Origin of the sequence: Alteromonas sp. BMJM2, assembly GCF_027257845.1 — a bacterium.
In the GTDB taxonomy this organism is placed as follows: Bacteria; Pseudomonadota; Gammaproteobacteria; order Enterobacterales; family Alteromonadaceae; genus Alteromonas.
In genome coordinates, this window is the sequence record NZ_JAPVOT010000006.1 from 1 (window position 1) to 20690 (window position 20690).

Consider the following 20690-nt stretch of genomic DNA (forward strand, 5'->3'; position numbering starts at 1 on the left):
CAATTTGCCTAACATCAACCATGACAGACGAAGTAAACGAGTTCTAAAAAGGCAACGGTATTGATCTTGAAATAGCGGTCAAAGGGCTATCTTTTTTCATTGACAGCCCGGAGGCTCATATGTGTTAACCGCCTATTGTCAAAACCGCTGCTTGAACCATTTTATACATACCATATGCGAACGAGCCAAAAGCAACTAAACCTAACGCCCAAGAACTATATTTATCTTAAACAAATGCTTATTTATAAGCTGCGGCTTAAACTGCCTAGTCATAGCAATGCTAATAAAATAAACTTTAATTAGTAAGAAGCAAATAATCGCTGTTAGCAGGAAATACTATGCAAGCGTGATATTTTCGAGAAGAGGCGCAGAGAGCTTAAGTTTGCTTTTGTTGCCCACCATAACATTTATCGACAACGACAACGCACCTCCCGTAAGCAAAAATACTGCCGTGGCTATTGAATCGGCCCTTGACCTAATTTCCTTCCACTCCTCGTAATCATTTTCTATTGCCATACAACCTCCTTAGTAGCTAACTAGTTTTCAATAAACCATTCTTGAGTATCGAAACTCATAAAAGAAAGAGTCACTATGCTCCCTTCCTTTAAGTCTGCGAAGAATGATGCCGTTGTAGCCAATCTCTCCCGCTTGTAAATTGGTACATCTATCTTCATGCCCTTTACCAGCTTTGTTTCAATACCCAGTTGGACATAGACGCTAAAGCTCAGTTCTAACTGAAGGCTGCAATAGTGATTGTTGTCAATGGAATAACCATTATTGGGCAAAAAGTGAAGCTTCTTAAAATCTGTCAAATTGACGTTGCTCAACTCAAACTGCTCACAGTGTTTAGGAGATAAATCTTGAAGCTTGCGTCCCACGTAAATTTCAAACGAGGTCATTTCTTTAAACTTTTCTACAACCAACTCATTTAGTTCGATAAAGTTTTGTCCCGATAGTAATGCCTGTTTAAGGGTAGCTAAAAAGCTAGATGATTCAGTTAGTCTCTCATCAATGAAAAAGGGCAGAGACTTATAGCAAGTAAATTTGTCTTCGTTTTTACAGAATTCTACCCAATCTTGATCGGCAGTTATCACATACAGCATCCCGTATTGAACTGTTTTGAGGGCTAGAAGAGAAATAGCATCAGGAAATTCGCTTTTTTTCGCGTCACTAAAAGGTGGCTGCCTATTGAAGTAAAGTTCTAAAACATCATCAACCTTTACTGATTGGTTACCAACCACTTTGACTCTGAATTTTAATTTAAACTCATCGTAAGCTGTTAGAGCTTCTTCCAAAGCATCTTCTAAAGAAATTTGGGGAACTTTAAAATAACTGAGGTAACTCTTTTCTTTGAGAAGGCCAGCGTGAACTTTCCTAATCCTTTCACTAAGTCGTTTAGTTACTTCCCTGTCTACGACTGTCGGCAAGATAATATCAAAGTCATAGAAGGATTTTAGATTCTTAAGCTCTGTAAAGTAAGAATGCAAAAAGTTAAATTTTAGATTCTCGAATACTTGTGTATCTAGAACTAGAGCACTCCTGTGATCATCCATGAAGTTAACCTGTAATTGTATGATTGTCTGTCTAAAATAACACTACCAGAAACCATTTCACTCTTGTAACAAAAGAATTGCTCCCTCTATCGTAGTCACTACATCATCAAAGGGTATCTTAAAACATTGCTTATCATTATCGAGAAGCCTTAAAAGGCTAGTTAGAACAACTTCAGCATATTCATTACGCTTTCTTGAATCAAGCAACTCAATTTTGAGAGTATCAATGTTGTTCATCGTTATCCTTACTGTTTGAAGTTATTAGAGGCTAACGCCCCCCTTTGTTGAGATCTAGCTGTACCCATATACGTTTTAATACGTTAAATACTTCTGACAACCCTATAAAACCACTAGCTTAATTTATTGTAAAACTTTGATATGAAATGAATTAGTGAAAATTAAGCAGTATTTTTTAAACGATTTTAACTATCAAAGAGAGTCTTGATTTGCTTAAAATAATTAGAGGTAATTGAATAAGAGCTGTAACCCTTTTAACGCATAAAAGTCTCCAGCTAGAAAACCTCACTAATTGAAAAGAAGGGTACTGGCGAGATAAGTAATCTCTACAGGCTACCTGTACATTAAATTTCAGTCTACATAAAGAAACTCACTAACGCCCCGAGACCGAAACTTCTTCTCTTCACTCACGAAATTATCGGTTAACTCTGCTTTGAATGAAATTTGGTAGATACTATTTCGTTTTAGTTTGGCTAACGTCTGAACGCTTATTGTAGCATTTGGAGGCACTTCGTTTGAGAGGACTTGCTTTGATCCATCAAAATGATGCGATACCAATTTAGGTAGTATAGTAGATGAGCTATCGATTGTTAATCCATAGTCTTTGACGTCTGTAATTAAAGTTAATTGAAATGATTTTTCGGCTGAGTATGAGAGTTCAAGAATCTCATTTCCAATGTTGGTTACTTCAACTTTTATCTGATAAATGCTCTCTTTCTCTTCCTTTTTAATCAATCTAGTTTTCAAAGAAAGTGCAGGTATTTTAATTTTCTTTATTCTATTGTTTATTTCTTCTAACTGCCCTTTGGCTATTTCTCTTTGGTTCAGAGCTTCAAATGAAATTAAAGTCCAGATACCTCCAATCACCACAGCTAACGCAACGACGATATGTTGAAAGCCGCTGCTGTAATTATTGAACTTTTGACTATCCATGTTTCAATCCAACTTTAAGCTATATTATGGGAATTTAAAGTAGACTACAGCGATGAAAAGTCAAACGTTGACTATTGATAAGCTAATTTGTCAGAGCAGTTACTTTCAAATAGACAATTAAGGCCTGCAAGCCATTATGAGAGATTAAAAATACAACCCACTCTATAATGTATAAATTATACAAGATCCCTCCCCACAGCGCCTTACAGGAACCTTAAATAGCGCCTTCAGAAGCACTCTTTAACCCATACTTTTCATAGGCTTCTAAATACTCATTTACTTTTGCTGTACCATCGGTAATCTCACGCTTACGCTTAGCTGTTAATTCCTTATCCACCAGCTTAGACATCCCGTACATTTTTTTATGATTTGGTAATGCATGTTTAGTAACAGTCTTTGCGATGTAACTAAGAGCATATATACACTCTTGAAGTACCCCCCCGATTGGTTCTCCTTTTAAGTGAATGCGTTTAGCTATCACATCAAGTCTTAGATAAGCATATCCTTCGTTAAACTTGGTCTTATCCTCTAACTTAGATAACGCCTCAGTAATTCTGAATTTTTGTGATTCACTCTGTTCAAAAGGTAGCATGGAACGTTTCAACCAAAAGTATCCAGGAATGGTAACGTAAGGGCAATTAGGTTTTTCGTTACTATTGCTCAGTTTGAAAGGCGTTATCTGTTGTAGATAACTTTCTAAGAGTTTCTTCTTTCGCTTACGATTAACGAACCCCTCTTTTTGCAACTTTGCATCGATTAAACCTTTAAGAGACTTTGCCGCGCTTTCTCTAAACTCGTCATTTACCTGTTTCTGTGTCATCCTATCTGGTGTGCGAAATACAGCAAAGCAATGGTAGTGTATTCCCCCACCAGCTTCATGACCACCTCGTTCTCTTACCCAGAAATATTTAAGATCTTTGAAAATGGCGATACCCTTATCTGATTTCAACGTACTCTTTGTTTTATCGTTAACTCTACGAAGCCTTTTTAGTTTCTTAGTAAGACTATTGTGAAACTCAGAGATTGTTATATCTGAATCAGCTGGATAGAAGTCATAGCGCAGCACTGTTATTTCGTTGTGTCTGTAAAGAATCCACTTAAGGACTTCAAAGATACTGTCTAATATCTCAGGTACGTGACTACCACGTATTCTATTGTCTTCGGTATCTTCTGGTACTTGTAGCTTGAAACCCCTATCGTATTCTTTCCATTCTGAGGTGGGAGTAGTGGTGTATTCATTGTCAAACTTTCTAAGTTCAGGGTCTTTTACTACTACGGCCACTTCTTTACCAAACTTGCTTTTGATAGTCATTACTCTTCCTTGTATTAGCTGCTCTTTTACTAAGATATTATGTAGACCGAATAAAACACAATAAAAGCTTTAAAACCTTTCAAAGCAAAGGATAGAAGCTAACAAAAAGATACTAAAAAGTGGCAGACTTAATTTCACCACTAATCAGAAGTGTTTGCGATTGACTTAATTTGTAGAGCTAAATGCCTATTTTTACTTTTTCGATATTTAACTTCAGTTCATTAAGTGGAACTTCATGAGAATACTGAGAGTCAGTTAGCGTTGTTATTCCTTGATGATGTCCAACAAGAGCTTGAGTAATGTGTCTATTAACGTTTAGTACTTGCAATTCTGTGATAACAAAGTGCCGTAAACTGTACAGTGAGAGCGGCTCTTCCTTGTCGTTGTAGTCTGGGAGATGACAAGCTCGTTTGATTTCGTTAGCGTAATATCTAGTTAAGAATTTGCTATTAGCATCGAACAAAAACATAGTTTTGGTTTGCACATACTCAACAAAACTATGTTTGATGAGTAAATTTGGTAGAGGAACTTTCCGCACACTAGCTTCTGTTTTTACGCTCCCATTTCTACCGTGTACGTCAATATACCAAATACCTTGTTCCAATTTAATATCATCTTTGGTTAACTGCATTACCTCCTGATTTCGCATACCTGTTACGCACATTATTAACACTGGCCACTTCTTATCTCCCCCCTGTCTCATACAGTATTCAGCAATAGACTTTACTTGCTCTCTGGTAAAAGCTCCTCTTCTATTCTTGTCACCTCTAACGGTATATCGCATGTCAGGCAAAGGTGACTTTTCGTAAAGATAGGAATCAAATAAAAATCGATAAAATGACTGTAAGGTTTTGAGATACTCTCTAACTGCCTTTTTGGAGATAAGAAGCGAATCACCTTTGTTGTCAAACTCTTCTACTTCGCCATTGAGGACAGAGTTGATTCGTTTCTCCCAAGTCATTGTATTGTAGGGCTTTTTGTTTGATAGCGGCAGGTTACTAATTACTTCTTTGAACAGATAATCTAGATCTCTAGCTTTAATAGCTGATAACTTTAAGTCTTTCCAGAAAAACTCAAAAACGCCTAGATGGCGTGAATGCATCTTATATGTTGAGTCATCCCAAGGTTCGCGCTTGCCTGACTTTAGATCTGAAAGTCTTCCATTCTTACCAGCAACAAGAAAAAGTTCTTTAGCTTCCATAAATAGGGGAGAGGTATCAGTTTCACCAACATAATTAGCTTTCTTTTGCGCTGAAGAATAATCCCCTTCAACAATACTGTCATGTATCGATTTTGCGATAGTAAGGAGTTGTTCTAAACGCTCTCCAAATTCATGAAATGATTTTTGTTGCCATTCAAAATTATGTTCTCCAGTTTCAGAATCTACAAACATACTCACTAGCAAGTCACTCGCCTTTTCTAAAGGCGTTTTAGTATCATCATGTAGTCGCTTTAATTTATAAGCTTTTAAAGACATCGGAGCTGGAACTTCTGCAACATTCTTTAAGAAATCAGGAGGAGTATTCATGTAACCATCATAAGCGACCATAGCGTTACTGTAATACGCCATATAATTTTCGCTCGCTTCTTGTGCTTCAGCGCTATCCAGATCAATTAAAGAATTTGTCGAATCTAAAACTTCTCTCCGCACTCTATCTATTAACGACCTAACCTTTTCTTTATCCATGAAAACAAGCTCACTTATTGACTTGGTACAAAGTATCAACTGATTAACTATTTTAAAAGCAAGGGATGAGTCTTTTGTGCCCAATGAAGCTTTGAGCCAGTATTCACCATTTCTGATGTTGAGATAATAATAATTGTTACGCAGATACGTGTAGGGGACTTTGATGTGTCTCATATTGTGATTCACCTAGTGAAACACATAGCTTTTGACAAAAACAAACCTTCTCCAAAAGACTGAAAAACAACAACTTATGGATAAAGGTGGAGTTGGCCGATAAGCCGGGTTCTGTCGTGGGCAACCATTCCTCTAGATCAGCAATTACTCACTGATTCAAGCAACCTACCCGATCCCCATGCGGGCCACACGTTAAGGGATCCTATTTGGTCTTGCTCCGGGTGGAGTTTACCTCGCCACACTCTGTTACCAGAGGTGCGGTGCGCTCTTACCGCACCCTTTCAGCCTTACCGGCATGTAAACATGCTTAGGCGGTCTTCTCTCTGCTGCACTTGTCGTCGGCTTGCGCCGCCCAGACGTTATCTGGCACCCTGCCCTGTGGAGCCCGGACTTTCCTCCCCTTTCTTGCGAAAGCGGCGATTGCCTGGCCAACTCCGCGGCGCATTCTACAGTATGCCAACATGAATAGCGACTAGGTAACGCCTTTGACGAGAAAAAATGCAGCTTCATCTTTATTTGTAATCGTTTCGGCTTCTACCGTAGAATCAGGCCTCTCATTTTTTCTATAAGCGTATCAATTGATGTTTACTCAAGCTAAATCAAACTCTTTGCGAGTAGCGGGTGTTTTAGGCCTGTTAATGACCAGTACAGTGCAAGCCACTGTGGTTGAAGTACGAACCGTGCTAGGCGACGTACAAATAAACCTTTTCGATGAAAGAACGCCGGAAACTGTCGAAAACTTTTTGGAATACGTAAACTCAGGTGCATATGCAAATACAGTGGTACATCGTTTAGAGCCAGGCTTCGTTGCGCAAAGCGGCGGTTTTGTTTTTAACGGCATGTTCCCTCTTGATAGCGTAGCCACGGGCACTCCAGTTATTAATGAGCCAACGTTGTCTAACGTTCGCGGCACTATTGCAATGGCAAAGCTCGCTAGCTCGCCTGATAGCGCCACATCACAATGGTTTATCAATTTATCTGACAACAGCGCGAACCTAGATGTGCAAAATGGCGGATTTACCGTATTTGGCCAGGTGTTAGGTAATGGCATGGAAGTGCTTGATGCTATTGAAGACCTACCGCGTTTTAATTTAGGCGGGGCAGCGGACTCTATTCCCCTGATAGACTATACCAGCGCTGATGCAAATAATGATGTTGAGGTAACGGGCGACAACTTGGTGATTATTACTGACATAGTAGTGACAGATAGCGCAACAGTGACCAATCCAGATATTGTTCCTGTTGAAAATACGCTGATAAACGCAGGCACTCCGGATGTTCCAGGCTCTGGCAACAGTTCGTCTGGCGGAGGAAGCTTAGGCTTTTTCTTACTTAGCTTAGCGCTGGTATGTCGCTGCGTTAAGTTTAAGCGTTCATAAACTTCTAGCTGCTTTTGCAAAGCCTTTAGCTTTAATGGAAAGCCTTTAGCTTTAATGGAAAACCTTTAGCGCTATTGTAGAGCCTTTAGCTATATAGAAAAGCATTTAGCGGCCAAATAAAAAGCCACCTCTTGTGTAAGAGGTGGCTTTTTTAGTATTGCGAAAAAAGGCTTCTTCTAAACTCAAATCAGCCTTATCAACAACATTTATTTCTGAGGATTGATTAAATACTTTTCGCCGGTTTTCTTTGCATTATATTGAGCGATTCTTTCAGGCTGCAATGCCTCTTCTAAGCTCAATACATCAGTAAAATCGCTCTTAAACGTGGTGTTAATTTCATTTGCCACGCGATGGTGTAGCGCACCCACTTTTTCAGGGGCTAATTTGCCTAAGAAGCGCATTAATAGCCACCCGCCAATTCCCCAAGTCATGCCATAGGCACGGTTTAAGATAGTAGGTGAGAAGTCTAGGCCGCCGTAAATATACACTTGTTTGTTGGCGTCTGAGCCGTAGGTATTAAAACCTTCAGCGTCTTTGCTTCCAACCGCTTCCATTGCCGTTAGAATGTCGCTAACCAACTCGCCCCCACCAATGGCATCAAACGCCAATGTGGCACCGGTTGCTTCAATAGCTTTGTAGAGGTCCTTTTTAAAGCTATCGCTTGACGAATTACATACGTATTTCGCGCCAATTTCAGTCAATAAATCTGCTTGAGACTGCTTGCGTACTATATTGACCAAGGGCACGCCTTCGGCAATACAAATTTTGTTTAGCATAATACCTAAGTTAGAGGCCGCTGCTGTATGAACCAACGCGCTATGTCCTTCCAAGCGCATAGTTTCAACCATCCCCAAGGCCGTTAGGGGGTTAACAAACGATGACGCAGCTTGCTGGGGCGTAGTCCCTTCTTTATGAACAATACACGCTTGAACCGGCACGCAGCAGTACTGCGCAAAACACGCCCCCGAGAGCACTGCTACTGTTTTACCCAACATAGATTGAGCTGCTTCACTTTCACCGGCAGCCACTACCACGCCAGCACCTTCATTACCGATAGGTAATGACATGTCCAAGCGGGATTTTATACGAGGTAGTAAACCGGCATGCACGGGTGCCGTTAGCTGACCCTTGTCTGCATCGAAGGTCGCTTCATTCAAATTTGCTGGGCCAAACATAGGCCACATATCCGACGGATTGATAGGTGTGGCTTCAATTTTAACAACAACCTGGTGTGCTTTTGGCTCAGGAATATCCGAGTCAACGAGGTTAATTTCTAGCTGACCTTGCGAAGTAATTTTTGTTAGTAGTTGTTTTGATGTTGTCACAGTAATCATTCTCCGTGTAATTATATTGAGTAATAGCGTTTGCTTATAACCTTACGCTAGCACTAAGAAAAGCGGTACGCGAATCACTTAGGTGGATAGGCAACCATAAGAATTTTATCGGTATACGGTGCTGACTGTTGTACTTATGCAGTCAGTTGTACTTTACAAAAACGTACTGTCGTCTCTTTATAAAACCACCAGCAACTTGTGCCTACTATCAATAGTTACTATTGTAGAGCGACTAAAGCGTGTCGCTCTACCATCCACCTAAGAATAAATAGAAGGGATTACTCCATGAAAGCAGGTACTTACCTCTTTGGTATTATTGCTTTGGCAACTGCGATAACCGCATGTGCCCCTACTGCGCCATCCTCCAAAGATAGTGTAAAAAAAGAAGCAAAGACGGAAGAGCCAGGTCTTAATATCGAATATGAGAAATATCAGTTAGACAATGGTTTAACGGTCATTCTGCATGAGGATAAGTCTGACCCTATTGTATCGCTTGCCACTGTGGTGCACGTAGGCTCCAACAGAGAGAAGCCTGGAAGAACAGGGTTTGCCCACTTCTTTGAACACATGGCCTTTAACGATTCTGAAAATGTGCCTAAAGGCGCCAATCGCAAAATGATCCCTGAATTAGGTGGGAGTCGAAATGGCGGCACCTGGAGTGACGGTACTATTTACTACGAAGTGGTGCCAAAAGATGCGTTTGATAAGCTGCTTTGGATAGACTCAGACCGTTTAGGCTTTATGATCAATACGGTTACCGAGCCTACTCTTGAGCGCGAAAAACAGGTGGTGAAAAATGAAAAGCGCCAGCGTGTGGACAACCGCCCTTACGGCCATACCGACCACGTTATTCGCAAAGCGCTTTACCCCGCTGAACACCCTTACAGCTGGACGGTTATTGGCGATTTAGAAGACTTACAAGCGGCTACGCTGGAAGATGTAAAAGGCTTTTACAACGAGTTTTATACCCCATCAAACGTAACGCTAGTGATTGCCGGTGATATCGACATTGAAACAACAAAAGAAAAAGTGGCTTATTGGTTTGGCGAAATTGATGCCGGCAAGTCGGTGGCGCCTATAGAGCCTAAGCCAGTGTCGTTAGATAGCGATATTACTTTGGTGCATGAAGATAATTTTGCTCGCCTTCCTGAAATTAGAATTACGCTACCTACTGTTGAGCAATATCATCCCGACGCATACGCCCTTGATATGCTTGGCGAATTATTGGCAGGGTCTAAAGACACACCGCTATACGAGTTACTCGTTACTGAAAAGCAAGTGGCTCCAAATGTATCGGCTTATCACTCTGCGCAGGAAGTTGCTGGTACGTTCACATTGCGAGTACGGGCAAACTCAGGCCAACCGTTAGATGAAGTCCATGCCCTTATTAAACAAGGTTTAGCTACTTTCAAAGACAAAGGCGTTACCGAGGCCCAACTAACTCGCATACGCGCGCAAACCGAAACCGCGTTTTATGAACAGTTTGAAAGCATTCTTAACAAGTCCCTGCAGCTTGGAATATACAATGAGTATGCACAATCGCCTGATTTTTATAACACTGAAATTGCGCAGATAAACAGTGTTACTACCGAAGACATCATGCGTGTGTTTAACCAGTATGTGCTAAACAAGCCTGCCGTTATTACCAACTTCGTTCCTAAAGGCAAAATTGAACTTGCTATGGACAACGCCACCAAGGCAAACGTGGTTGAAGAGCAAATTATAGAAGGGGCAGAAAAGGAGTTTAACGAGTCGGATAACGTCGTATTCAAACGTACTAAAACCAACAACGATCGCAGTGAACCCGCACTAACAGACCTGCCTGCTATTAACGTACCTGATGTGTGGCAGCATACTACTGAGTTAGGTATCAATGCCTATGGTATCGAAGATACCGAGCTGCCATTAGTGAATTTCAGCATGCGTTTTCCAGGTGGCCAGTTGTTAGACCCAAGCGGTAAAGAGGGCACATCAGCGCTGCTTGCCGATATGTTATTCGAGGGTACGGAAAAAAGAACGGCGGCAGAGTTTGAACAAGCACTTGGTCTACTTGGTGCGTCGGTTAATGTAAGCGCATCGAAGTATGATATTACGCTTCGAGGAAGTGTGCTCGCTAAAAACTACCGCGAGACAATGGCGATGGTCTCTGAAATGCTAACCATGCCTGCCTTTAAACAAGCTGATTTCGATAGAATAAAACAAGCTCAGCTGACGAACATCAAGCAGAGCTTAAGTAACCCATCGCGCACAGCATTCAACGTTTTCTCTACCAAACTTTATGGCGATAACCACCCATTAGGCGTTGCCACAGGTGGTACGCTAATTAGTATCGATACCATTACATTGGATGATGTTGAGGCCTATTACGCAGCTAACATTAAGCCGCTAGGTAGCCAATACCACAGTGTGGGTGCAGTCGATAAAGCGTCGGTGATTGCCGCGCTTTCTTCGTTCAGCGATTGGTCTGGCGCAACGGCTTCACTGCCTAAGCTAAAACCTGCCGGTACATCGGCAGATAGCCGCGTGTTCTTTATTGATATTCCAGATGCAAAGCAATCTGTTATCTATATGGGCAAGCTGCTTCCAAATGCACAAAACGACGACATTTACCCCATTGAATATGCCAACACATCACTTGGCGGTGGAATTAGCGGACGTTTAGCTCAAACATTGAGAATTGAGAAAGGTTACACCTACGGCGCTTATTCGTATGTAAGAGGTGGCCCTTATCATTCAGCATTTATTGCAAGTTCTCAGGTGAGAAGCAATGTAACTAAAGAATCGTTAGAAGAATTCAAACGTCTTGTGGGCGATTACAAAGACACCTTTAACCAGCAAGATTTGTCTGTCATGCAAAACATGGTGCTTAAAGGCAATGCGCGAGCGTTTGAAACCTTGGGAAGCAAGTTACGTATGCTAGAGGAGATTAGCGAATACAACCGCCCTGCTAATTACGTAGAGCTACAGCAAAACTATGCACTAAATGCCAACTTAGATGAGGTGCATCGGGTTATCGAGCAGTATATGCAGGAGCCAGCTATGATTTATGTTATTGCGGGCGACGGCGCGACTCAGCGAGAAAAAGTAGCTGCATTCGCGGTATCTCTAGACTCGCCTCTGGTAGAACTGGATATTCACGGCGCCAAACTCTAGTAAGCTTTAGTACGCTTTAGACGCCTAAATACTCTGTAATACTGAGAATAAGCCAGAGGCTACAATGTGCCCTTCGGCTGCGGCATTGAAAAGCGCTAGTACCAAAAGTGCGAGTATCAACAGTGCTAGTATCAAAAGCGCTGCCATCTTAATGCCCTAGCATCTTAAGGCCCTAGCATCGTAAAAGCATAGGGCCTTTTCTTTGTGTCGAGAAAGGCTTAAGTTTACAATTCACATCACAAAGATGATTTCCTTTTGCACATTCTTTTAGCAAACAGGGTAATTTTTGATAAACTCACCGCAGTATTTTTGAGAACACATAAACAGGAAACCCCAATGGCCGTATTCGGTACCGTATTCATGCCTGAGATGGCGCTTACCCGCTTTGAAAACGACGCATGGTCTGAGACTGAGTTTGTCAGTTCAGACGCCATACAAATGCATCCTGGCGCGCATGTTCTTCACTACTCGAGCACATGTTTTGAGGGTCTTAAGGCGTTTAAGCACGAAGATGGCAGTATTAACATTTTTCGTATGGACAAAAATATCGAACGCTTTGCGCAAAGCAGTCGTTTACTCAACTTGCCTGAAATAGATAAAGCGCAAGTTGAAAAAATGATCCTCGATGTTGTGGCAAAATACAGCTTGGAGGTGCCAGAGCCTCCTGGTTCAATGTATATTCGTCCAACGCATGTGGGTACTGAAGCGTCTATTGGAAAAGCAGCCGCACCGTCGGCCACATCAATGCTATACGTGCTTTTATCACCCGTTGGTGATTATTTTGCCGGTGGTTTAAAGCCGCTTCGTCTTTTGCTAGACGAAACGGGTATGCGCTGTGCGCCGCACATGGGTATGGTAAAAAGTGGTGGCAACTACGCCAGTGCATTACCGCCTATTCTAAAGGCAAGAAAAGAAGTACAGGCAGACCAAATTCTGTTTTGTCCAAATGGTGACGTACAGGAAACTGGCGCGGCAAACTTTTTACTTATCGATGGCAACGAGATCATCACCAAAGGCCTAGACTCCAGCTTCCTGCACGGTGTAACTCGCGCGACAGTTTTACAACTAGCAAAAGACCACGGCATGACGGTAAGCGAAAGAGAGCTTACGGTGAGCGAGCTGCTAGAACGCGCAGCCAAGCCTGGCGCAGAGGCAGCGTTATCTGGTACTGCGGCGGTGCTAACGCCTGTGGGCACGCTTATTCACAACGAAAAAGAGTATCAAGTAGGTAACGGCGAGGCAGGCCCAGTTACTATGAAGCTTCGTCAAGCGCTGAACGACATACAGTGGGGCAAGGCAGAAGATACGCATAACTGGTTAGTAAAAATTAATCCGTAGCCGTAGGCAACTGATTAAGAACCGTTGATTAGGCTCGTTAGATATTTCCTCTCGAGCCGCTATTGACAGCACGGAGAGGACGCATGTTGTGCTGTCAGAGTCTCTATCACGGTGCGCTCAAACTATTAAGAGCACGCTTTGGACTAAGGCGCACTATATTGCTTCACCTGATTTCTCCCACGGGTTTTCGCTTGGAACAGTGCTATGTCGGCCTGTTTATATAGCACATCGTATTGAGCCACTTTCATACATCCGATAGCAACACCTATACTTACCGTAACGCTTATATCTTGCGGGCATTCACTTGGTGGAATCATCGCCTCCACGTGTCCTCTCAAACGTTCAGCAAACGCCATTGCGTCAACTTCGCTTTTGTTGAAAGTCATAATGACAAATTCTTCGCCCCCAATACGGGCAAAAATATCATCACTTTGACATAGCGCTTTCACTGCATTAGCCAACGCAACCAGCACTTTATCACCAGCATCGTGACCGTGAGTGTCGTTTATGGCTTTAAAATAATCGATATCTAGTAACAGAAAGGCCATGTCTATATTGATGCCCCGCTGACTTCGAAACTTACGGTCAAGGTAACGACGATTGCCAATTCCTGTTAAATAATCCGTTTCTGAGGCATCGATTAACACCTCATTGGCATGCTCAAGTCTAAGTAGCTTTTGTCTTCGCAATAATAACGTGAGGAACAATAGTGCGCATATTAATGAGATAACTACAGCAGAAAATAAATAGAACGAGGAATGACGAGCCTCACGCTCTCGTTGTAACAGGTTTTCTTGAAGCTTAATCAACTCTTGTTCGTTTTTAATCTGAGCTTCGAGTTTTTTGATAATACCCGACTGAGTCACTGGCTGAATTGCATTTCGCCTGTCAATATATTCCGCCTGAACTTTTGCTGCTTCTTCGTAGTTTCCTAGCTTTAATTCAAGCATGGCTAAGCTTTCATACAGCGCTATTTCACTCTCAACTGAGGTCTTGTTTTTAACAGTGACAATGCCCTGGCGATACAAACGCAGCGCATCATCATACCGTGTTAATGACTGGTACAAATCGCCTAACCCGAGATAAGCGGAAGCTAAAGCTTGAGGGTAAGAGCCTGCGCGAGCATTTTCGATAACGTATTTGTACATATCGATAGCTTTGTTATTCAATCCTCGCTGTTGATATACATGCGCCAAACTTACACTAGCTTCGCTGTAGGTGAAATCAACAATGACATCATCACTGGCAAGAACGCTTTCAAAAATATCTTGTGCCTTATCTAATTGCCGAGACTTTAGGTAAGACATACCCAAACCAACGGTCATATTCATCACCATCTCAGTGTTGTTGGTTTGCTTGTGAATGTCCCTCGCCTTTTTAAAATAATCGGCAGCCTCATCGTAGTCACCCTGAGAGTTGAGTACGTTGCCTAAATTGCCATAAACCATGGCTAAATCGGTAGTATCTTCGCTAAGCTTTGCAAACTTTAGGGCGTCTATATAGAACTTCATGGCATTATCGTAATCCACCGTTAACTCGTAAAAAACACCAAGAGATCGATTACAAACAGAGAGTAGATGAGGATTGTTCGTGTTACGTGCGGCGGTAATTGCTTGGGTCAGATACGTAAGAGCTTCTTCGTTTTTACCTTGATACATAGTTGCCATACCAAGTAGGCGAGACACCTCAGAGCGGCGGATATCATCTGTGTTCTCTACGCTTAGAGGCAGAGCTTGTAAAGCATAGCGCTCTGCCAAGCTAGGATCTTTGTATAAGTAAGTCGACGCTAGCTCAACCAACAAAGGTAACGTAGCAACACTTTTTTCATCTAGCTCAGAAAGTTGCTGCTCTACCGTTGCGATACGCTCTTCATTAGCAACTCCGTACTTAACCGGTAAAATGAGTAACAGGGCGATAATAAAACGATACGGCATTTTTCTTCCAGTTACATGTTATGGACAGTGCTTCTTGTTTTTTATTGGATTGAGAGGAGGCATTAATGCCATAGCCCCTTCTCGCAAGCATAATAGATAGGTTAACAATTGAACAGAAGAAATAAAGCTTTCAACCATTTATAATCGCTTTTGCCTGATCAAACGTTAGAAAGTGCAACCGTTAGAAAGTGACAGAACCGCGAATGAAAAATGTTGTTCTGACCCCCTTTATGCTTTTATCTTAGCGCTGCAAGCGTGCGGGCTAAATCATTCACGTCTGACACATTGTAGTTAGGCTTTTCCGCTAACGGAAAAAGGACTTTACCAGGGCGACGAATAAAGGCGGTTTTAAGACCAGCTTTGTTCGCACCTGCAATATCCCAACCGTGGGCCGCTACCATAAGCGCGTCGCTAGCATCGACGCCCAAGTCATTAAGCGCCCATTGGTAGGTTTTTAAATGAGGTTTAAATACACCCACAGATTCTATGCTGAGGTTAGCATCAAAATATTGGCTTAAATTGGCATTTTTTAGCTGTAATTGAACGCCTTCAAGAGATGAGTTAGTTAAGGTTACTAACTTATATCCTTGTGCTTTTAATGCCGCTAGCCCTTCGGCAACATCTGGGTGCGCCGGCAAAGAGCGCAGCGGTGTCACGATGGAGGTTCGTGCCTTATCGTGTGTAATAGCAATATCATTATTTTCTGCCACCATTTCTAACGCTGCAACACCGATATTTCCAAAAGATTGGTATTCGCCTGTCGCTGACACCACTAAAGAATGATGCAACATAGTGGAAAACCACAATGGCAGTAAATCGTCTCGACCATTGAGCGCCTCGCCCACTGAGGTGCGCATGTTTTCAAGGTCTAACAAGGTTTCGTTAACGTCAAAAATAATCACTTTGGGTTTTGTGTGTTGAACCGTTGCCTCTGCTGAGTCGTTGGCAAATACGCTGTTATTAAACAGCCAAAATACGCTAAAAAGGGATAGTAGTGTGCGATTCCTCATAATACCTCTGTCTATTTACGTTAAAGGTGAATGTCTATTTACGCTAAAGGCAAATGTGTATTTACGCTGAAGACGAATGAATTGAACGACCGTTCAGGTCATTCCTAGACTAAATGAAACACCGAGGAAAATCACGGGTTAATTGCAACATTGCGTAAATCACAGCTAAACGCATTGTTGAAGTAAGTAGGGGGGATAAGCGCGTTTTTATCTTTTCAATTAGCCCTTTATAAAGAATCGCTCAGATGCAATCTAGTACGATACATCGAGTGTAATTTTTATATTTAAACGCTAGGCTACGCACCCACACAGCACGTTAAAAAGGAAAGACAAATGAGTTGGATATATTTGATATAAGTACAACCTAAATAAATAAAGTGAATACAATGGTCATTGTCTCAATTCCGTACGGTAATAACTACCGCTGACAAAGGTGAGAGAGACTTGTTGGTGCTTTGATATGACGCAAACGCATATGCAGATACCACATTGCCCTTGTGTAAAAGCGTGTTACTTCTCCCAATCATTCGGAGTATATCTTCAAAACACCAAGGCTTTTGGCAAATCCAGTAAATTATCGCCCTCTCGCCAAAGTGAACATCAGATATACCCAATAAAAAATAGCTATAAATAAAGCACATCTGCCACAGGTGGATTACACTAGTGTTGCGACATACGCTAAAATGTAAAATAACAACGTGTTTGCTTGGGCGTACTTGCTTGGCTTTTGCTTTGTGGCTGAGCTTACTCAATAAAATACATATTCGACTGATACAGCAACAGGTTAACGTTTTGAAAAATATGAGTTTACTTAACAATGCCTTGAGCCTGCTTGCGCTCTGCTGGTGTTCTGCTTCTTTTGCAGACAACAGTGATATAGAATTTTCTGGATTTGCGCGTGCGGTAGGCGGTTATTTAGATACGTCTTCAGCAGAGTATGAGGGCTACGATAACTCAGTCAGTTTTTCAGAAAAGTCACTACTAGGGCTTCAAGCAGATTACACGCTAAATCAGTATTTTTCGGCATCGGTTCAAGTGCTGCTTCACAGTGATGAAGACCGTGAATCTGGCATTGAATGGCTTTATCTCACCTATGCGCCAACCGATTCTCTTCAATTTAATATTGGTCGCTTACGTACTCCCTTTTTAAAGTATTCAGACGTCACTGACGTTGGCTTCGCCTACCCGTGGATTAACGCCCCTCAGCAACTTTATAGCAGCTATTTATTTTCTCAGTACGAGGGTGGAAACGCTCGCTATAGAGGGCGATTAGGCAATTTCACTTACGACATTGAAGGGTATTTCGGCCAATACAACGACGAATTGAGAACCAGTGGTATTACCGCAGATGTGGACGTTAGTTCGCTTTATGGTGGCGTTTTAGAACTTAATTATGGCGGCTTTCAGTTGAGAACGGCTGCAGTAGAAGCAAAAACAGTAAAAGCTCAAATAGAGGGAGTCGCTCCTCTTATAAATGGATTACAAGCCGCTGGGTTTGATGATATAGCCGAAAACTTCATTATTGACGACAGTGCGAGTTCATTTTTAGTGGGTGCAAGCTACGACGGACTAAAATGGTACGCGAGTGCAGAATGGATGAGCGTGAGTTCAGACATTGAGACACTGGCTGAGCTTAAAAGCTACTATGTCTCGGTAGGCTACTACATTGACAATGTGCTGTTACACGCGACGTTTGCATCTTCAAACCAGTCAGTTAATAACATTGAGAACACCATACCTTTTGGGGTTAATCCCGACTTAGACAACCTATTTTTTGCCGTAGAACAGCTAAACACTTTCTTTCCAACTGATAACCTCGATACGATAACGCTTGGCGCTCGTTGGGATTTCAAAACCAATATGGCATTGAAAGCCGAAGTCTCCTTTCTTGATGGTGAAAAAGGCAATACCTCATTTTTCGAAGTGAAAGCGGGAGAGGAAGACTTTGATAGGCAAGCCACACTCTATCAAGTGGCATTGGAGTGGGTGTTTTGATGAAGCAGACTCTCCTTCTTTTCGCACTATTAACACTATCAGGAGCCTCCTTTGCTTCTGAGCGTGTGGTCGTGGTGGCCAACATTGCCCACAGCAGCGTAACATTAACTAAATCTCAAGTAAGAGACCTATTTATGAGCGGGACTTCTCCCGAGTTATTATCTCTTACGCCAGTGTCGATTGTGCCAGGAGAGCAAAGCAGAACGATATTCAACACACGCATTATTGGATTACCAGAATCTCGCATACAGGCGTACTGGGCACAAATGCGATTCAGTGGACGTTTGACGCCTCCTAAAGAAATGGAGAGTGCAGAGCAAATGCTAAACTATTTGAGAGCGAATGAAGGCAGTGTCGGTTATTTGCCTGAGTCGACCCAACTGCCTGAGGGTTTAAAAGTGGTGTACACCACAAGGTAAAGTAGCACCGTACTATTTCGCTGTAACCTGCTGCTGTAACTCACTAAGTGTAGAGGGCCGGCTATATAGAAACCCTTGTAATAAATCGCAATCGTGCGTAAGAAGAAAAGTTTCCTGCTCTTCGGTTTCAACACCCTCCGCACATACGGCAAAATTGAGACTTTTTGCCATAGTAATAATAGCAACGGTTATCTTCTCAGACCGCTCAGACTGACCTATTTGACTAACAAACTGCCTGTCAATCTTAAGTGTGTCGATATTAAACTCGGTGAGATAGCTTAGCGAGGAATAGCCCGTACCAAAGTCGTCTAGGGATAAATGGCAACCGTGCTTTTTTAGCGCCTCAAAAAAACTATTCGCTACACCAAAGTTATTCATATAAGCAGTTTCTGTAATTTCAAACTCGATATGTTGAGCGGAAATCTCTCCCGAATTTAACCCGTTTAAAATACAGTTAGTCACTTCGGTATTGTTAAGATCGTGAGGACTCAGATTAATAGACACACGAATATGGCTACCAAACCGCGCTAATAGCTGTGGCAATTCCTTACAGGTTTGATTAATAACCCATAGCGAAATAAGCGATATTTTGTCGGCTTTTTCTGCAACAGGAATAAATTCAGCAGGAGAAACGTGGCCTAATATTTCATCATGCCAACGAAGCAGTACTTCAACACCTTCAATATTTTTCTGCGGGCCGACTTTTGTTTGGTAGGTAAGGTAAAAGCTATCATTCTCTAGTGCATTAGCAAGACGCATCGATATCTGCATCTTTCGCTGTGTATCTTCAAACATGGCACTGTTAAACCAAACTAGGCGACCCTTGCCTTCTTTTTTGGCGCGATACATTGCCACATCAGCATTAGTAATTAGGGTCGAGGCTTCGTAATTACACTCACTCGCGACAGCAATACCGATACTTAGGCTAGAGTCTAACCTCAGCCGGTTAACATCGTGTGCTTTCATTACCGAATCAATGAGATTTGTTGCTATATGCTCCACATCTTCGTGGGTGCTCACGCTGTCTACAATAACGAGAAACTCATCTCCACCCAGTCTTCCCAATGTGGCATTATCTGGCAACGCACGACTCATAATAGCGCTAATATGGAGTAAGAATTTATCCCCGGTGTCATGACCAAATGAGTCGTTGATGCTTTTAAAGCCATCAACGTCTAAAAACATAAGGCATAACTCGGTATTTTCTCGCTGATTTTTTGCTAACCGTGATGATAAGGTTTTCATTAAGAACTGCCGATTTGGCAGGCCCGTTAAAACGTCAAAATTGGCAAGGGTTTCTAGCTTTGACTGTTGCTGTTCAAGTAACAGGTTTTTCTGTGCATTCATCTGTGACTGAGATTTGATATTAGCCATCATATTGTTGAATGCGTGGGACAGTGCCGCAGTCTCTGACTTATTCGTTTCTTCTACCGTAACATCATAACTTTGTTCATCCACGACACTATCCATTGTTTTTATCAGGTTTTCTAACGGACGTAGGGAACGACGATGGAGTCGTGTAGAAATAAATAATGATAACAGTGTAAGTGCAATAACCGATGGAGCAACTAAAATCACATACCGTTTGCGGTTTTCATGAAGCGCCTCTTGTAAGTTAAACGTGAGAACTAACTTACCCATTGGAAAACTCATTTCACCAATGTTTTTGACAACGACAACTTTAGATTCAAGATTATGCATTCCCAAAGACAGCTGGCTGTAATCGCCATTTTCAGGGGTGCGATCAAATTCCATTGACGACTGAGCGAGCGCTTCATCGCGACTGTTTTTAGCAACCGATAACCCTGCTGCACCCACATAGCTATTTAGCAGGTTGTTTTCATCATCGTACAAGTTGGCTGTTTCAACGTACTCATATTCTTCAAGTCTAAGTAAGATTTGGGTTTGATTGAATTGGCCTGCAGGCTCATCGATATAATCAAGCAAGTCGATGGCCATATTTTGTGCAATCGCTTCAACTTCTGTTGCTATAAACTCGATATATAGCTTTTCATACACATAAATCGACAGGCTGATAATGAGCGTGCTCACAACCGCTATCGATGTAATAGTAGTAAAAGAAATTTCAAAACGAAGACTTTTCAAAGGTACTCTCTATTTATTTACCAACTCATTAACAGCAGAACATATTGGCAGACGCTGTCGAAAAATCATTTTGTATAGTTTTTGTTTTAACGTTTTGTATTATGACAAAAAAACAGCGCGGTAAAT

General features: G+C 41.9%; 14 protein-coding genes and 1 other RNA gene. 5 read left to right on the forward strand and 10 right to left on the reverse strand.

Annotated elements, in window-relative coordinates:
• Window positions 1–336 precede the first annotated feature (336 nt).
• The 6 genes from O9X84_RS08155 to rnpB form a co-directional block, all read right to left on the reverse strand.
• A complete protein-coding gene (locus O9X84_RS08155) occupies window positions 337–516 on the reverse strand; it encodes a hypothetical protein (RefSeq protein WP_269519200.1) in 180 nt (59 codons plus the stop codon).
• 20 nt (window positions 517–536) lie between these two features.
• On the reverse strand, window positions 537–1553 hold the full coding sequence (locus O9X84_RS08160; RefSeq protein ID WP_269519201.1) for a PIN domain-containing protein: 1017 nt from the start codon (window positions 1551–1553) through the stop codon (window positions 537–539).
• A gap of 588 nt (window positions 1554–2141) precedes the next feature.
• On the reverse strand, window positions 2142–2723 hold the full coding sequence (locus tag O9X84_RS08165; protein ID WP_269519202.1) for a hypothetical protein: 582 nt from the start codon (window positions 2721–2723) through the stop codon (window positions 2142–2144).
• Between the two features lie 214 nt (window positions 2724–2937).
• A complete protein-coding gene (locus O9X84_RS08170; protein WP_269519203.1) occupies window positions 2938–4035 on the reverse strand; it encodes a hypothetical protein in 1098 nt (365 codons plus the stop codon).
• Window positions 4036–4213: 178 nt separating this feature from the next.
• A complete protein-coding gene (locus O9X84_RS08175; RefSeq protein WP_269519204.1) occupies window positions 4214–5722 on the reverse strand; it encodes a tyrosine-type recombinase/integrase in 1509 nt (502 codons plus the stop codon).
• Window positions 5723–5980: 258 nt separating this feature from the next.
• Window positions 5981–6332, reverse strand: an RNA gene (gene rnpB, locus O9X84_RS08180) — RNase P RNA component class A.
• Window positions 6333–6477: 145 nt separating this feature from the next.
• Between rnpB and O9X84_RS08185 the strand changes: the two genes are divergently transcribed.
• Entirely contained in the window at window positions 6478–7275 is a 798-nt protein-coding gene (locus tag O9X84_RS08185) for a peptidylprolyl isomerase (RefSeq protein WP_442864517.1), read from the forward strand.
• A 206-nt stretch (window positions 7276–7481) separates the two neighbouring features.
• Here the strand turns inward: O9X84_RS08185 and O9X84_RS08190 are convergent, their stop codons facing one another.
• Window positions 7482–8600, reverse strand: a complete 1119-nt coding sequence (locus tag O9X84_RS08190; RefSeq protein WP_269519205.1) for a zinc-binding dehydrogenase — start codon at window positions 8598–8600, stop codon at window positions 7482–7484.
• A 294-nt stretch (window positions 8601–8894) separates the two neighbouring features.
• Here O9X84_RS08190 and O9X84_RS08195 point away from each other — a divergent pair, with 294 nt between their 5' ends.
• Window positions 8895–11762, forward strand: a complete 2868-nt coding sequence (locus O9X84_RS08195; protein ID WP_269519206.1) for a M16 family metallopeptidase — start codon at window positions 8895–8897, stop codon at window positions 11760–11762.
• A gap of 309 nt (window positions 11763–12071) precedes the next feature.
• The gene (locus O9X84_RS08200) at window positions 12072–13100 is read left to right on the forward strand and encodes a branched-chain amino acid aminotransferase (protein ID WP_269519208.1); all 1029 of its coding nucleotides are present in this window, start codon (window positions 12072–12074) and stop codon (window positions 13098–13100) included.
• A gap of 143 nt (window positions 13101–13243) precedes the next feature.
• Here the strand turns inward: O9X84_RS08200 and O9X84_RS08205 are convergent, their stop codons facing one another.
• On the reverse strand, window positions 13244–15034 hold the full coding sequence (locus O9X84_RS08205) for a GGDEF domain-containing protein (protein ID WP_269519210.1): 1791 nt from the start codon (window positions 15032–15034) through the stop codon (window positions 13244–13246).
• Window positions 15035–15270: 236 nt separating this feature from the next.
• Entirely contained in the window at window positions 15271–16044 is a 774-nt protein-coding gene (locus O9X84_RS08210; RefSeq protein WP_269519211.1) for a haloacid dehalogenase type II, read from the reverse strand.
• 801 nt (window positions 16045–16845) lie between these two features.
• On the opposite strand from O9X84_RS08210, the gene O9X84_RS08215 reads away from it, so the two are divergent.
• Entirely contained in the window at window positions 16846–18039 is a 1194-nt protein-coding gene (locus O9X84_RS08215; protein WP_269519212.1) for a hypothetical protein, read from the forward strand.
• Window positions 18039–18458, forward strand: a complete 420-nt coding sequence (locus tag O9X84_RS08220; protein WP_269519213.1) for a hypothetical protein — start codon at window positions 18039–18041, stop codon at window positions 18456–18458. Before O9X84_RS08215 ends, O9X84_RS08220 begins: the two co-directional genes overlap by 1 nt.
• Window positions 18459–18470: 12 nt before the next feature.
• Here O9X84_RS08220 and O9X84_RS08225 read toward each other — a convergent pair whose 3' ends face one another.
• On the reverse strand, window positions 18471–20564 hold the full coding sequence (locus O9X84_RS08225; protein ID WP_269519214.1) for an EAL domain-containing protein: 2094 nt from the start codon (window positions 20562–20564) through the stop codon (window positions 18471–18473).
• Window positions 20565–20690 lie beyond the last annotated feature (126 nt).